Annotated in this window: 10 protein-coding genes and 1 tRNA gene; 8 read left to right on the top strand and 3 right to left on the bottom strand. The window is 51.8% G+C overall.

Going from position 1 to position 16,601, the window contains the following annotated elements:
* The first annotated feature begins 1 nt into the window (after position 1).
* Genes spoT through recG form a run of 3 tightly spaced genes read left to right on the top strand, consistent with a single transcriptional unit; the run spans position 2 to position 4,893 of the window.
* Positions 2–2,110: a bifunctional GTP diphosphokinase/guanosine-3',5'-bis pyrophosphate 3'-pyrophosphohydrolase gene (gene spoT / locus FQ015_RS22695; RefSeq protein ID WP_032185484.1), complete on the top strand. Its 2,109-nt coding sequence runs from the start codon at positions 2–4 to the stop codon at positions 2,108–2,110.
* A 6-nt stretch (positions 2,111–2,116) separates the two neighbouring features.
* Entirely contained in the window at positions 2,117–2,806 is a 690-nt protein-coding gene (trmH, locus tag FQ015_RS22690) for a tRNA (guanosine(18)-2'-O)-methyltransferase TrmH (RefSeq protein ID WP_001070187.1), read from the top strand.
* 5 nt (positions 2,807–2,811) lie between these two features.
* A complete protein-coding gene (recG, locus tag FQ015_RS22685; RefSeq protein WP_039021757.1) occupies positions 2,812–4,893 on the top strand; it encodes an ATP-dependent DNA helicase RecG in 2,082 nt (693 codons plus the stop codon).
* Positions 4,894–5,080: 187 nt separating this feature from the next.
* On the opposite strand, the gene gltS is transcribed toward recG, so the two are convergent.
* A complete protein-coding gene (gltS, locus tag FQ015_RS22680) occupies positions 5,081–6,286 on the bottom strand; it encodes a sodium/glutamate symporter (protein ID WP_000468836.1) in 1,206 nt (401 codons plus the stop codon).
* A gap of 279 nt (positions 6,287–6,565) precedes the next feature.
* Here gltS and xanP point away from each other — a divergent pair, with 279 nt between their 5' ends.
* Together xanP and FQ015_RS22670 are read left to right on the top strand one after the other, a co-directional pair.
* Entirely contained in the window at positions 6,566–7,957 is a 1,392-nt protein-coding gene (gene xanP / locus FQ015_RS22675; protein WP_001295238.1) for a xanthine/proton symporter XanP, read from the top strand.
* A 120-nt stretch (positions 7,958–8,077) separates the two neighbouring features.
* Complete coding sequence (locus tag FQ015_RS22670; protein WP_160524537.1) at positions 8,078–9,787, top strand: AsmA family protein; 1,710 nt, start codon at positions 8,078–8,080, stop codon at positions 9,785–9,787.
* Between the two features lie 51 nt (positions 9,788–9,838).
* On the opposite strand, the gene yicI is transcribed toward FQ015_RS22670, so the two are convergent.
* Together yicI and FQ015_RS22660 are read right to left on the bottom strand one after the other, a co-directional pair.
* Entirely contained in the window at positions 9,839–12,157 is a 2,319-nt protein-coding gene (yicI, locus tag FQ015_RS22665; protein WP_160524536.1) for an alpha-xylosidase, read from the bottom strand.
* 9 nt (positions 12,158–12,166) lie between these two features.
* Complete coding sequence (locus tag FQ015_RS22660; RefSeq protein WP_160524535.1) at positions 12,167–13,549, bottom strand: glycoside-pentoside-hexuronide family transporter; 1,383 nt, start codon at positions 13,547–13,549, stop codon at positions 12,167–12,169.
* Positions 13,550–13,841: 292 nt separating this feature from the next.
* Here FQ015_RS22660 and FQ015_RS22655 point away from each other — a divergent pair.
* The 3 genes from FQ015_RS22655 to FQ015_RS22645 all read left to right on the top strand — a co-directional run bounded on the left by FQ015_RS22655 (position 13,842) and on the right by FQ015_RS22645 (position 16,591).
* Positions 13,842–13,936: transfer RNA gene (locus tag FQ015_RS22655), tRNA-Sec, on the top strand.
* Between the two features lie 299 nt (positions 13,937–14,235).
* On the top strand, positions 14,236–15,420 hold the full coding sequence (locus FQ015_RS22650) for a tyrosine-type recombinase/integrase (RefSeq protein ID WP_160524534.1): 1,185 nt from the start codon (positions 14,236–14,238) through the stop codon (positions 15,418–15,420).
* Between the two features lie 473 nt (positions 15,421–15,893).
* Positions 15,894–16,591 (top strand): IS1-like element IS1A family transposase gene (locus FQ015_RS22645; RefSeq protein ID WP_227903332.1). Its coding sequence is split into 2 segments (ribosomal slippage): positions 15,894–16,143 and positions 16,143–16,591, totalling 699 coding nucleotides; the frame shifts between segments, so codons are not numbered across the junction.
* Positions 16,592–16,601: the final 10 nt, after the last annotated feature.

Raw genomic sequence — 16,601 nt, 5'->3', positions numbered from 1 at the left:
CTTGTATCTGTTTGAAAGCCTGAATCAACTGATTCAAACCTACCTGCCGGAAGACCAAATCAAGCGTCTGCGGCAGGCGTATCTCGTTGCACGTGATGCTCACGAGGGGCAAACACGTTCAAGCGGTGAACCCTATATCACGCACCCGGTAGCGGTTGCCTGCATTCTGGCCGAGATGAAACTCGACTATGAAACGCTAATGGCGGCGCTGCTGCATGACGTGATTGAAGATACACCCGCCACCTACCAGGACATGGAACAGCTTTTTGGTAAAAGCGTCGCCGAGCTGGTAGAGGGGGTGTCGAAACTTGATAAACTCAAGTTCCGCGATAAGAAAGAGGCGCAGGCCGAAAACTTTCGCAAGATGATTATGGCGATGGTGCAGGATATCCGCGTCATTCTCATCAAACTTGCCGACCGTACCCACAACATGCGCACGCTGGGCTCACTTCGCCCGGACAAACGTCGCCGCATCGCCCGTGAAACCCTCGAAATTTACAGCCCGCTGGCACACCGTTTAGGTATCCACCACATTAAAACCGAACTCGAAGAGCTGGGTTTTGAGGCGCTGTATCCCAACCGTTACCGCGTAATCAAAGAAGTGGTGAAAGCCGCACGCGGCAACCGTAAAGAGATGATCCAAAAAATCCTCTCGGAAATCGAAGGGCGTTTGCAGGAAGCGGGAATACCGTGCCGCGTCAGTGGTCGCGAGAAGCATCTTTATTCGATCTACTGCAAAATGGTGCTCAAAGAGCAGCGTTTTCACTCGATCATGGACATCTACGCCTTCCGCGTGATCGTCAATGATTCCGACACCTGTTATCGCGTGCTCGGCCAGATGCACAGCCTGTATAAGCCGCGTCCAGGTCGCGTGAAAGACTACATCGCCATTCCAAAAGCGAACGGCTATCAGTCTTTGCACACCTCGATGATTGGCCCGCACGGCGTGCCGGTTGAAGTCCAGATCCGTACCGAAGATATGGATCAGATGGCGGAGATGGGTGTTGCCGCGCACTGGGCTTATAAAGAGCACGGCGAAACCAGCACGACTGCACAAATCCGCGCCCAGCGCTGGATGCAAAGCCTGCTGGAGCTGCAACAGAGTGCCGGTAGTTCGTTTGAATTTATCGAGAGCGTTAAATCCGATCTCTTCCCGGATGAGATTTACGTTTTCACACCGGAAGGGCGCATTGTAGAGCTGCCTGCCGGTGCAACGCCCGTCGACTTCGCTTATGCGGTGCATACCGATATCGGTCATGCCTGCGTGGGCGCTCGCGTCGACCGTCAGCCTTACCCGCTGTCGCAGCCGCTCTCCAGTGGCCAAACCGTTGAAATTATTACCGCACCGGGCGCTCGCCCGAATGCCGCATGGCTGAACTTTGTCGTTAGCTCGAAAGCGCGCGCCAAAATTCGTCAGTTGCTGAAAAACCTCAAGCGTGATGATTCTGTAAGCCTGGGCCGTCGTCTGCTCAATCATGCGTTGGGTGGCAGCCGTAAGCTCAATGAAATCCCGCCGGAAAATATTCAGCGCGAGCTGGACCGCATGAAGCTGGCAACGCTTGACGATCTGCTGGCTGAAATCGGCCTTGGTAACGCAATGAGCGTGGTGGTCGCGAAAAATCTGCAACATGGGGACGCCTCCATTCCGCCGGCGACTCAAAGCCACGGGCATCTGCCGATTAAAGGTGCTGATGGCGTGTTGATCACCTTTGCGAAATGCTGCCGCCCCATTCCTGGCGACCCGATTATCGCCCACGTCAGCCCCGGTAAAGGTCTGGTGATCCACCATGAATCCTGCCGTAACATCCGTGGCTACCAGAAAGAGCCAGAGAAATTTATGGCTGTGGAATGGGATAAAGAGACGGCACAGGAGTTCATCACCGAAATCAAGGTGGAGATGTTCAATCATCAGGGCGCGCTGGCAAACCTGACGGCGGCAATTAACACCACGACCTCGAATATTCAAAGTTTGAATACAGAAGAAAAAGATGGTCGCGTCTACAGCGCCTTTATTCGTCTGACCGCCCGTGACCGTGTGCATCTGGCGAATATCATGCGCAAAATCCGCGTGATGCCAGACGTGATTAAAGTCACCCGAAACCGAAATTAATGTTTTATGAACCCAACACGTTATGCACGCATCTGCGAAATGCTCGCCAGGCGGCAGCCTGATCTGACCGTCTGCATGGAGCAGGTCCACAAACCACATAACGTTTCTGCGATTATTCGTACCGCAGATGCTGTTGGCGTACATGAAGTTCATGCCGTCTGGCCTGGCAGCCGGATGCGCACCATGGCTTCGGCTGCGGCTGGCAGCAACAGTTGGGTACAGGTAAAAACGCACCGTACCATTGGCGATGCCGTCGCCCATCTGAAAGGCCAGGGCATGCAGATTCTGGCTACACATCTTTCTGATAACGCTGTCGATTTCCGCGAAATTGATTACACCCGCCCGACCTGTATTTTGATGGGTCAGGAGAAAACGGGCATCACTCAGGAAGCGTTAGCCCTGGCGGATCGGGACATCATTATACCGATGATCGGTATGGTGCAGTCGCTGAATGTTTCCGTTGCCTCAGCCCTCATTCTTTACGAAGCCCAGCGCCAGCGGCAAAATGCAGGCATGTACCTGCGTGAAAACAGCATGTTGCCGGAAGCGGAGCAACAACGGCTGTTGTTTGAAGGCGGCTATCCGGTGCTGGCGAAAGTCGCAAAACGCAAAGGCCTGCCTTACCCCCACGTTAATCAGCAAGGCGAAATTGAAGCCGATGCTGACTGGTGGGCTACTATGCAGGCTGCAGGGTAAGTGCCATGAAAGGTCGCCTGTTAGATGCTGTCCCGCTCAGTTCCCTAACGGGCATTGGTGCAGCGCTTAGTAACAAGCTGGCGAAAATCAACCTGCATACCGTGCAGGATTTACTCTTACACCTTCCTCTGCGCTACGAAGATCGCACCCATCTCTACCCCATCGGTGAACTATTGCCGGGCGTTTATGCCACGGTGGAAGGCGAAGTGCTGAATTGCAATATCTCCTTCGGCGGTCGGCGGATGATGACCTGCCAGATCAGCGACGGTTCCGGCATTCTCACCATGCGCTTTTTCAACTTCAACGCGGCAATGAAAAATAGCCTGGCGACTGGCCGCCGCGTGCTGGCCTATGGCGAAGCAAAGCGCGGTAAATATGGTGCGGAGATGATCCACCCGGAATACCGCGTGCAGGGCGATCTCAGTATGCCAGAGTTGCAGGAAACGCTAACGCCGGTTTACCCAACTACGGAAGGCGTAAAGCAGGCCACGCTGCGTAAATTAACCGACCAGGCGCTGGATCTGCTCGACACCTGCGCCATTGAAGAACTCCTGCCGCCGGAACTGTCACAAGGAATGATGACGCTACCGGAAGCGTTGCGCACTTTGCACCGCCCGCCGCCGACGCTACAGCTTAGCGATCTCGAAACCGGGCAGCATCCGGCACAACGCCGGCTGATTCTGGAAGAGTTGCTGGCGCACAACCTCAGCATGTTAGCCTTACGTGCCGGAGCACAGCGTTTTCATGCCCAGCCGCTGAGCGCCAATGACGCGCTGAAAAATAAACTCCTCGCAGCCTTACCGTTCAAGCCAACGGGCGCACAGGCACGCGTGGTGGCGGAGATCGAGCGCGATATGGCGCTGGATGTGCCGATGATGCGCCTGGTGCAGGGCGATGTAGGTTCCGGTAAAACGCTGGTCGCCGCCCTCGCCGCGTTGCGTGCGATTGCGCACGGCAAACAGGTGGCATTGATGGCACCAACCGAATTACTCGCCGAGCAGCACGCCAATAACTTCCGTAACTGGTTTGCTCCGCTCGGTATCGAAGTGGGCTGGCTCGCCGGTAAACAGAAAGGTAAAGCACGACTGGCACAGCAGGAAGCCATCGCCAGCGGTCAAGTGCAGATGATTGTTGGTACGCACGCCATCTTCCAGGAACAGGTGCAGTTTAATGGTCTGGCGCTGGTGATCATCGACGAACAGCACCGTTTTGGTGTGCATCAGCGTCTGGCGTTATGGGAGAAAGGCCAGCAGCAGGGTTTCCATCCGCATCAGTTGATCATGACCGCCACGCCGATCCCCCGCACGCTGGCAATGACTGCATATGCCGATCTCGATACCTCGGTCATTGATGAGTTACCGCCAGGTCGTACGCCTGTGACGACGGTGGCTATCCCGGATACCCGCCGCAACGACATTATCGACCGCGTGCGCCACGCCTGCATGACTGAAGGTCGTCAGGCGTACTGGGTTTGTACGTTGATTGAAGAGTCAGAGTTACTGGAAGCGCAGGCAGCAGAAGCCACGTGGGAAGAGCTGAAACTGGCCTTACCGGAACTGAATGTCGGTCTGGTACACGGACGGATGAAACCAGCCGAGAAGCAGGCCGTCATGGCATCATTTAAACAAGGCGAGTTACACCTGCTGGTTGCCACGACCGTTATTGAAGTCGGCGTTGATGTGCCTAACGCCAGCCTGATGATCATCGAAAACCCGGAGCGTCTGGGTCTGGCGCAGTTGCACCAGCTACGTGGGCGTGTAGGTCGTGGCGCGGTGGCTTCTCACTGTGTGTTGCTCTACAAAACACCGCTTTCTAAAACGGCGCAAATTCGCCTGCAAGTGCTGCGCGACAGCAACGACGGTTTTGTGATTGCACAGAAAGATCTGGAGATTCGCGGCCCTGGCGAATTGTTAGGCACGCGTCAGACGGGTAATGCTGAATTTAAAGTGGCGGATTTGCTGCGCGATCAGGCGATGATCCCGGAAGTTCAGCGCCTGGCACGCCATATTCACGAACGTTACCCACAGCAGGCAAAAGCCCTGATAGAACGCTGGATGCCAGAAACGGAACGTTACTCGAATGCGTAAAAAGCGGCGGTGAGAAAACCGCCATTTCAGGTTACCCTACCTTCCTGTAGGATGCGGCGTGAACGCCTTATCCGTCCTAAAAAAACTACAAATTCAATAAATTGTGAATCAATGCGCAGGCATGATAAGCGAAGCATATCAGACATTTGTCTTTGTTGCGGCGGCACTTCTACCGCCGCTTCATCGGTTAACCCGCAAAAATCGGCAACATTAAATACAGCTTAATCACCAGCGCGTTAACGATATCAATAAAGAACGCACCAACCATCGGCACGACCAGGAACGCCATGTGCGACGGGCCAAAGCGTTCGGTGATCGCCTGCATATTGGCGATTGCCGTTGGCGTTGCACCAAGGCCAAAACCACAGTGACCCGCTGCCAGCACTGCCGCATCGTAGTTTTTACCCATCATGCGCCAGGTGACGAAAATGGCATACAACGCCATGAAGATGGTCTGTACCACCAGAATCGCCAGCATCGGCAGCGCCAGCGAAGCCAGCTCCCATAGTTTCAGCCCCATCAGCGCCATCGCCAGGAACAACGACAGGCTTACGTTACCAAGCACGGATACCGCACGCTCAAAGACGCGGTAAAAGCCCATCATTGACAGACCGTTGCTCAGAATCACGCCAACAAACAGTACACAGACGAAGGTCGGCAGTTCAAAAGCAGTGCCAGCCAAAAGTTGCGCAACAATTTTCCCCACCGTCAGGCAGATAGCAATCAGCGCGATAGTTTCAATCAGCACCAGCGAGGTGATCATGCGGCCCACATCCGGCTTTTCGAACGCTGTCGGGACTTCCTGGTCATCCGGAATACCGTTCGGCGTGGTGGAGTGTTTCACCAGATAGCGCGCTACCGGACCGCCAATCAAGCCGCCCAGCACCAAACCGAACGTTGCACAGGCCATCGCCACTTCCGTCGCATTGGTGAAGCCATAACGTTCAATGAACAATTTACTCCAGGCAGCACCCGTACCGTGACCGCCGGAAAGCGTAATAGAACCAGCCAGCAGCCCCATCAGTGGATCAAGCCCTAACAGGCTAGCCATACCAATGCCAATGGCATTTTGCATCACCAATAGGCCAACAACCACAATCAGGAAAATACCAACCACACGCCCACCAGCGCGCAGACTGGCAATGTTGGCGTTCAGGCCAATGGTGGCGAAGAAAGCCAGCATTAACGGATCGCGCAGGGACATATCAAAGTTGACTTCCCAGCCCATGCTTTTTTTCAGTACCAGTAGCGCCAGCGCCACCAACAAACCACCCGCAACAGGTTCCGGTATGGTGTATTTCTTCAAAAAGGAGACGGAATGGACCAACTTACGCCCGAGCAGCAACGTCAGCGTTGCGGCAACAAGCGTTGCTAAAGTATCGAGATGAAACATAGTTACTCCTTTGTATCCGCATCACTCTTTCATACTCGTCATACTTCATCGCGCAGTGGCACCTTCATGAAATATGACGGGTATCGAGTCATGCTTTCCTGGGTCAAATTCTCAGCTGTTAATGAACAAATGGCATGGATTTTAAGCAGAAAAATACCAAAAGTTATATAAAAAAGTGCATTTATCTCATTTAAATATTTAGCAGAGGCCGTGGCAAACGTTTGCTTTTCTCTTTCGGTCAGCTAAAATGCCCGCTTTGCTACCACGGGATTGTTTTCGATGTCTGTTTCCACCCTCGAGTCAGAAAATGCGCAACCGGTTGCGCAGACTCAAAACAGCGAACTGATTTACCGTCTTGAAGATCGTCCGCCGCTTCCTCAAACTCTGTTTGCCGCCTGTCAGCATCTGCTGGCGATGTTCGTTGCGGTGATCACGCCAGCGCTATTAATCTGCCAGGCGCTGGGTTTACCGGCACAAGACACGCAACACATTATTAGTATGTCGCTGTTTGCCTCCGGTGTGGCGTCGATTATTCAAATTAAGGCCTGGGGTCCGGTTGGCTCCGGGCTGTTGTCTATTCAGGGCACCAGCTTCAACTTTGTTGCCCCGCTGATTATGGGCGGCACAGCGCTGAAGACCGGTGGTGCTGATGTTCCTACCATGATGGCGGCTTTGTTCGGCACGTTGATGCTGGCAAGTTGCACCGAGATGGTGATCTCCCGTGTTCTGCATCTGGCGCGCCGCATTATTACGCCGCTGGTTTCTGGCGTTGTGGTGATGATTATCGGCCTGTCGCTAATTCAGGTTGGGCTAACATCCATTGGCGGCGGTTACGCAGCCATGAGCGATAACACCTTCGGCGCACCGAAAAATCTGTTGCTGGCAGGCGTGGTCTTGGCCTTAATTATCCTGCTTAACCGTCAACGTAACCCATATTTGCGCGTGGCCTCACTGGTGATTGCGATGGCGGCCGGATATGCGCTGGCGTGGTTTATGGGCATGTTGCCAGAAAGCAACGAACCGATGACGCAAGAACTGATTATGGTGCCAACCCCGCTCTATTACGGTCTTGGCATTGAATGGAGCCTGCTGCTGCCGCTGATGCTGGTCTTTATGATCACTTCGCTGGAAACTATTGGCGATATCACGGCGACGTCTGACGTTTCCGAACAGCCTGTATCCGGTCCGCTATACATGAAACGTCTGAAAGGCGGCGTGCTGGCAAACGGTCTGAACTCGTTTGTTTCGGCGGTGTTTAACACTTTCCCGAACTCCTGCTTCGGGCAGAACAACGGTGTGATCCAGTTGACCGGTGTTGCCAGCCGCTATGTCGGTTTTGTCGTCGCGCTGATGTTGATCGTGCTGGGTCTGTTCCCGGCAGTGAGCGGTTTTGTACAACACATTCCAGAACCGGTTCTGGGCGGCGCAACGCTTGTAATGTTTGGCACCATCGCCGCCTCCGGTGTGCGTATCGTTTCTCGTGAGCCGCTGAACCGTCGGGCGATTCTGATTATCGCGCTGTCGCTGGCGGTCGGTCTGGGCGTGTCTCAGCAGCCGCTGATTTTGCAGTTTGCCCCTGAATGGCTGAAAAACCTGCTCTCCTCCGGGATCGCCGCGGGCGGTATTACTGCCATCGTGCTGAATCTGATTTTCCCACCAGAAAAACAGTAATTCACTGACGGCGGTAAGATAATTACCGCCGCAGTCTCACCTCTTTCACCATTCCCGCCTTGAGGATTGCGCGTAAATCGTGCATAACTCCCTTATGTGCATTTCACGGGATGGAAGACCATGAAATTTATTGGGAAGCTGCTTCTCTACATTCTCATCGCTCTGTTAGTGGCGATCGCTGGCCTCTATTTTCTTCTGCAAACCCGCTGGGGAGCAGAACATATCAGCGCATGGGTTTCCGAGAATAGCGACTATCATCTGGCCTTCGGGGCGATGGATCACCGTTTTTCCGCGCCATCTCATATCGTGCTGGAGAACGTCACGTTTGGTCGTGATGGTCAGCCCGCGACCCTGGTGGCAAAAAGTGTCGACATTGCGCTAAGCAGTCGCCAACTGACCGAACCACGCCATGTCGATACTATCCTACTGGGAAACGGGACGCTGAATCTCACCGAGCAGACCGCGCCGCTACCGTTCAAAGCCGATCGTCTGCAACTGCGTGATATGGCGTTTAATAGCCCGAATAGCGAATGGAAACTGAGCGCACAGCGGGTAAATGGTGGCGTGGTTCCGTGGTCACCAGAAGCCGGTAAAGTGCTGGGTACGAAGGCGCAGATTCAGTTTAGTGCCGGATCGCTTTCGCTCAATGATGTTCCTGCCACCAATGTACTCATTGAAGGCAGTATTGATAACGATCGCGTTACGCTGACTAACCTGGGTGCCGACATCGCCCGCGGGACATTAACCGGAAACGCGCAGCGTAACGCCGACGGCAGCTGGCAAGTGGAAAATCTGCGGCTGGCGGATATCCGTCTACAAAGCGAAAAATCGCTAACCGACTTCTTTGCGCCATTACGCTCTGTCCCGTCGTTGCAGATTGGTCGCCTGGAAGTCATTGACGCTCGTCTGCAAGGTCCGGACTGGGCGGTGACCGACCTCGATCTCAGCTTGCGCAACATGACCTTCAGTAAAGATGACTGGCAGACACAGGAAGGCAAACTGTCGATGAACGCCAGCGAGTTCATTTATGGTTCGCTGCATTTATTTGACCCGATTATAAACGCGGAATTTTCCCCGCAGGGCGTAGCACTGCGCCAGTTCACCAGCCGCTGGGAAGGGGGCATGGTCAGAACGTCAGGGAACTGGTTGCGTGACGGGAAAATGTTGATCCTTGATGATGCGGCAATTGCCGGACTGGAATATACCTTGCCAAAAAACTGGCAACAGTTGTGGATGGAAACGACACCCGGTTGGTTAAACAGCCTGCAACTGAAGAGATTTAGCGCCAGCCGCAATCTGATCATTGATATCGACCCTGACTTCCCGTGGCAGCTCACCGCGCTCGATGGTTACGGTGCCAATCTGACGCTGGTTACCGATCATAAATGGGGCGTCTGGAGTGGCTCGGCGAATCTGAATGCCGCCGCCGCAACGTTTAATCGTGTTGATGTCCGTCGTCCGTCGCTGGCGCTAACTGCCAACAGCAGCACGGTGAATATCAGCGAACTGAGTGCATTTACTGAAAAAGGCATTCTGGAAGCCACCGCCAGTGTTTCACAAACGCCACAACGTCAGACCCATATCAGCCTGAATGGACGCGGTGTGCCGGTGAATATTTTGCAACAGTGGGGATGGCCTGAACTACCGTTGACTGGCGACGGCAATATTCAGCTTACCGCCAGTGGCGATATTCAGGTCAATGTCCCGCTGAAACCCACGGTTAACGGGCAATTGCATGCCGTGAACGCCGAGAAACAGCAAGTGACCCAGACCATGAATGCGGGCGTAGTTTCCAGTGGTGAAGTTACGTCGACGGAGCCGGTGCAGTAAAAGTCAATTTCGCCGGGTACGCTCAGACATACCCGGCATTTCTTCAATAGATTACAACGTGATTGTCAGCAAGTTAGCCGCTGGCATCACCACTACCCCCAACTCACTTTCAGCCTGCGAACCGCCTTGCAGACCATTTACTTTCACAACATTGCGCAAGCACAGCGTCCAGTTCTTCGCCACGCCCGCACCATTCACAGTAATTGTGTTGCCAGTACGCGCCGCTTTCAGGGTGAAAAGAACGGAACCATCGGCAGCGGGCACTTCACAGATGGCTTCATGCCCGTCTTGCAGATTAAAGAGCTGGAATGCCGTGCCTTCGTGCCACGCGTAATCGGGACGTTGCTCGTTGTTGCCCAGCGCCAGTAGGGTGTTATCACGCACATAAACGGGCAGACTCAGAAAGCCGTGCTGCTGTTTATGCCAGCGACTACCATCGAGTTCATCGTTGTGCCACAGGTGTGTCCAGCGACCTTCCGGCAAGTAGAACTGCACATCGCCCGATTCAGTGAACACCGGAGCAACCATCACGTTGTCGCCTAACATGTATTGACGGTCAAGGTAATCACAAGCCGGATCGTCCGGAAACTCCATCATCATGGCCCGCATCATCGGCGTACCCCGCGCGTTCGCACGAGCAGCCTCACGATACAGATACGGCATCATGCGGCATTTCAGTTGCGTGAAGAAGCGCACCACATCACAGGACTCATCATCATAGGCCCACGGCACACGATAAGATTTGCTGCCGTGTAAACGGCTATGGCTGGAGAGCAAACCAAACGCGCACCAGCGTTTGTAAACGTGCGCCGGAGCGGTATTCTCAAAGCCGCCGATATCGTGGCTCCAGAAGCCAAAACCAGAAAGGCCAATAGACAAACCACCGCGCAGGCTTTCCGCCATTGATTCGTAGTTAGCGTAACAGTCGCCACCCCAATGTACCGGGAATTTCTGCGCACCGACGGAGGCCGAGCGGGCAAACAAGACGGCTTCTTCCTCGCCAACGGTTTCCTTGAGCACGTTCCACACCAGTTCGTTGTAGATGTACGCATAATGGTTATGCATTTTCTGCGGATCGGAACCGTCAAACCATTGAACATCAGTTGGAATACGTTCGCCAAAGTCGGTCTTAAAGCAATCAACGCCCATCGCGACCAGACCTTTCAGTTTGTCGGCGTACCATTTGCAGGCATCCGGATTGGTAAAGTCATAAATCGCCAGACCTGGCTGCCATTTATCCCACTGCCACAGCGAACCGTCCGGGCGTTTGAGTAAATAGCCTTTCTCTTGTAACTCTTTAAAGACAGGGGATTTTTGCCCGATATAGGGGTTAATCCAGACGCAGATTTTCAGCCCTTTCGCTTTCAGGCGGCGGATCATCCCTTTCGGGTCCGGGAAAGTCAGCGGGTCCCACTCAAAATCGCACCACTGGAAGGCTTTCATCCAGAAACAGTCAAAGTGGAAAACATGCAGCGGCAGATTGCGTTCCGCCATACCATCGATAAAGCTGTTTACCGTCGCTTCGTCGTAGTTGGTGGTAAATGAAGTGGTTAGCCACAGGCCGAAGGACCACGCGGGCGGCAGCGCCGGACGACCAGTAAAACGGGTATAACGATCAAGTACCGCTTTCGGCGTCGGGCCGTCGATAACAAAGTATTCGAGATATTCACTCTCAACGCTGAACTGCACTTTGGAGACTTTCTCCGATCCCACTTCAAAAGAGACGCATTGGGGATGATTGACCAGTACACCATAACCACGGTTAGTCATATAGAACGGGATATTTTTATACGCCTGTTCAGTACTTGTGCCGCCGTCCCGGTTCCAGGTCTCTACCGTCTGGCCATTGCGCACCAGGGCAGTAAAGCGCTCTCCCAGACCGTAAACTGTTTCGCCAACGCCAAGATCCAGCCGCTCAAACATATAATTTCGTTGATTATTCGTGTCCTGCACGTAGCCATTATTTTTCACCTGACTACCGGTAATACGTTCGCCGTTGCACAGAAAATCCAGTGACCAGAACTCACCTTTGCTGACACGCGCACTTAAGTTGCCACTTTTAAACTCAGCGTAACGTTCTGTGTTTTCGATTGTGACCTTCACGTCCTGCAAAATATTGAGCGGGTAATGAGGACCGTTATTCAGCGCCCCCTGAAAATGCTCAATCCGTACACCGACAATACCTTCCTGTGGGGAGAAAAAGCGCAGCGTAAATAAAGGCGTATCAAGCTGCCAGGTACGTTCACGCACATCACGGGGGGCAGCATAGACCACCATTTCATTACCCTGCTGTTCAACCTCGAACACCTGAAGCGGGTGAATCAAATTGAGGCCAGGTTGAATCAGCCAGTTTCCGTCGCTAATTTTCATTGCCGTTCCTTAGTTCTGCACTTCTTGAGAGGGGAATTGTTGCTGGCAACGGCGTTTGCCCTGGGCCAGCTGTTCCATAACGGTTTTCAGATTGTGCGTCGTGAGTGAGTAGTAGCGTTTAGCGATAATCGCGCTCAGCAAGTAACAGATCGCCGGAACAATCGTGAATAGCGCGATAATGATGCTAATCGTGGCGCTGTTCTGCGCTTTTTCTGCCGCATCATATCCGCCATAAGCCAGCATCCAGCCGATAAGAGCGCCGCCGAAGGCCAACCCCAGTTTGAGCACAAACAACGTGCCAGCAAAACTGATCCCGGTAAGGCGTTTACCATTGCACCACTCGCCGTAGTCGACGGTATCGGACATCATTACCCACTGGATAGGTGTCACCAGTTGATGCAACACACCAATCACGAAGATGAAGACAAACATGGTGATGCTGGCCTGCATAGGAACAAAGAACATCGCCAGGCTAATCACTGCCAGCAGGGCGTTCGTCCACCAGAAGATAGTGACTTTACATTTCCAGTCGGTCAGCGGTTTCGCCAGTGCGGAACCAATCAGGTTACCCACGCAATAAGTGGTAAGAAAAGCGACAAACACTTCCGGCGTACCCAAAATCCATGTGACGTAATACATCATCGCCCCGCCGCGTACGCACACCGCCAGAATATTGAAAATGGTCAGGAAACCGACAATACGCCACTGGTCGTTTTGCCAGATATCACGTAAATCTTCCCGCATAGACGTCGTTGTAGGTGGTGCTTCAACGCGTTCTTTAGTGGTGAAGAAACAAAATGCCAGCATCATAAATGCCACCACGGAAAGGACCGCGATACCGCCCTGGAAACCGAGTGGTTTATTATCACCACCAATTAAATTAACCAGCGGCATCATCAGCACAGTAGAGAGCATGCCTCCCGCGGTCGCCAGCACAAAACGCCAGGATTGCAGCGAGATACGCTGAGTCGGGTCATTGGTGATTACACCACCCAATGCGCAGTAAGGGATATTGACGACGGTATAAAGTAAGGTAAGTAGGGTGTAAGTAATTGCTGCATAAATCATTTTTCCGTTCATACTGAGATCTGGCGTGCTATAGGCCAGTACACAGACGATCCCGAATGGCAGTGCGCCAAACAGTACCCACGGACGAAATTTACCCCAGCGAGAGCGCGTTCGATCGGCCAACAACCCCATGCAAGGATCAGAAATCGCATCCAGTGCACGAGCGACCAAAAACATGGTTCCGACAAATCCGGCAGGAATGCCAAAAATATCGGTATAAAAGAACATCATATATAACATTACGTTATCGAAAATAATGTGGCTGGCGGCGTCTCCCATGCCATAACCAATTTTCTCTTTAACGGACAACACTTCACTCTTCATCTGCTTTTCCTTGATGCTATAGGGGTGCTGAGACCGATAACGCATTTTGTAAACCATCCCTGTGAGAGCGAATATTCCGATATCTGGTTATTAATTTATGATTCTTGTTTTATGTGATCGTGGTAGCGTAAATTACGCTCATATATCATTGTAAAATATGGGTTTTATATGAAATATAATGCTTTCGTGATAATACGCTGCATGTATTAGGCGGAAAAAACTGATCTGGGGGATGTAGAAACTCAAGGAAGTAGCTATAATGCGCCCCGCCTCCATGTAGCAATCGAGGCGCGGAAGATCGTCGTCTCCGGTGAGGCGGCTGGACTTCAAATCCAGTTGGGGCCGCCAGCGGTCCCGGGCAGGTTCGACTCCTGTGATCTTCCGCCAGTTTACCTCTTCTGAACTCTCCCAATGTCAATAAATCTCTTCTAATCCCTTGTATATCAGTATTTATTTGTATCCTGAGGTCAACCTACTTCACCCCGTATCAAGTTTCTTTTGGGGGTACTTTAGGGGGTGTTATTTCCTATTGAAATACAAGCACCCCCATAATAGGAAAAATGTGATACATAACAACGGCTTTTAACAACATCTTTGTTATACAAGGGGTGTATTGGGGGTATCAGGTTAGTTACTGGCAGAAATCCCCCTCAGGAACATGAATTCATCAAAAGCCGGAGGATGTCATGGCATTAACCGATATCAAAGTGAAAACCGCAAAACCCAAAGACAAACCCTATAAGCTTGCTGATGGCGGCGGTATGTATCTACTGATTAACACTAATGGTTCTAAATACTGGCGCATGAAGTACCGCTTTGCTGGTAAAGAAAAGATGCTTTCTATTGGCGTATACCCCGATGTAACGCTAGCCGATGCTCGCGAGAAACGCAGTGAAGCCAGGAAACTCCTCGCTGCTGGAGGCGATCCAGGGGAGGCAAAAAAGGAAGAAAAAATCGCGCAGCAAATAAGTCTGAAAAATACGTTCGAGGCTATTGCTCGCGAATGGCACCAGTCAAAAGCCGATCGGTGGTCATTACGCTATCGTGATGAAATCATTGATACCTTTGAAAAAGACATTTTTCCCTACATTGGCAAGCGCCCTATTGCCGAAATCAAACCAATGGAGTTACTGGAAGCACTGCGTAAAATGGAAAAACGTGGAGCTCTGGAGAAAATGCGCAAGGTACGCCAGCGCTGTGGTGAGGTGTTCCGCTATGCAATTGTTACTGGCCGGGCAGACTATAACCCAGCCCCCGATCTTGCCAGGGCTTTAGCTACACCGAAAAAAGTACATTTTCCCTTTCTTACTGCTAATGAACTTCCCCACTTCCTCAACGATCTGGCGGGTTATACCGGAAGTATAATCACTAAGACAGCTACTCAGATCATTATGTTAACCGGCGTACGAACACAAGAACTGCGTTTTGCACGCTGGGAAGATATCGATTTTGAGACAAAATTGTGGGAGATCCCGGCAGAAGTAATGAAGATGAAGCGACCTCATATTGTGCCGCTCTCTGAGCAGGTTATTATGCTATTTAAGCAGCTTGAACCAATCTCAAAACATCATCCCCTAGTCTTTATCGGTAGAAATGATCCCCGCAAACCAATTAGTAAGGAAAGCATTAACCAAGTAATTGAATTACTTGGATATAAGGGAAGACTCACAGGGCATGGTTTCAGACACACCATGAGTACAATTCTGCATGAACAAGGCTTTAACTCCGCCTGGATTGAAATGCAGTTAGCTCATGTGGATAAAAATTCCATCAGGGGTACCTATAATCATGCCCTGTATCTCGATGGCCGCCGTGAAATGATGCAATGGTACGCTGATTACATTGATTCACTCTCCAGCCGGGAAAGTTAAGTCAGAAATACTTTTCCCTGATGTTTTCCTCAATTAAGTATTTTATCCTCTGGCCTACAAGGCTGGAGGATTTTTGTTATTATATTATTTTTTTGTGTCTTCAAACTTATTACAAAAACATAATTAAAAACAAATTGACATTTTTAAATTGGCAATTACAAAATACAGCCTTGCAGTTATTTCTATACCTTTAGCAAAGGAAAAGTTGATTCAGATATAATTTAGCATTTCAATCATCTGACATCATTATAAAAAATGAGATTCACATAAAGATAAAATTATTGTTCTCAAGGAAAGCATGAAGGGTCTTCGTAAGCAATATTCATTCGGTGCCAAGACAGGACTTGATACACAGAATCTCAACTTTTATGCTCTCAGACTATATCACCACATGTTTTACAGGCTCAGAAAATGAACGGGTGATGCTGCCAACTTACTGATTTAGTGTATGATGGTGTTTTTGAGGTGCTCCAGTGGCTTCTGTTTCTATCAGCTGTCCCTCCTGTTCAGCTACTGACGGGGTGGTGCGTAACGGCAAAAGCACCGCCGGACATCAGCGCTATCTCTGCTCTCACTGCCGTAAAACATGGCAACTGCAGTTCACTTACACCGCTTCTCAACCCGGTACGCACCAGAAAATCATTGATATGGCCATGAATGGCGTTGGATGCCGGGCAACAGCCCGCATTATGGGCGTTGGCCTCAACACGATTTTACGTCACTTAAAAAACTCAGGCCGCAGTCGGTAACCTCGCGCATACAGCCGGGCAGTGACGTCATCGTCTGCGCGGAAATGGACGAACAGTGGGGCTATGTCGGGGCTAAATCGCGCCAGCGCTGGCTGTTTTACGCGTATGACAGGCTCCGGAAGACGGTTGTTGCGCACGTATTCGGTGAACGCACTATGGCGATGCTGGGGCGTCTTATGAGCCTGCTGTCACCCTTTGACGTGGTGATATGGATGACGGATGGCTGGCCGCTGTATGAATCCCGCCTGAAGGGAAAGCTGCACGTAATCAGCAAGCGATATACGCAGCGAATTGAGCGGCATAACCTGAATCTGAGGCAGCACCTGGCACGGCTGGGACGGAAGTCGCTGTCGTTCTCAAAATCGGTGGAGCTGCATGACAAAGTCATCGGGCATTATCTGAACATAAAACACTATCAATAAGTTGGAGTCA

Origin of the sequence: Escherichia sp. HH26CH, from assembly GCF_009820205.1 — a bacterium.
GTDB lineage: Bacteria > Pseudomonadota > Gammaproteobacteria > Enterobacterales > Enterobacteriaceae > Escherichia > Escherichia coli_F.
The sequence above is the reverse complement of the archived record's forward strand: the minus strand, read 5'-3'. Positions and strand labels throughout refer to the sequence as shown.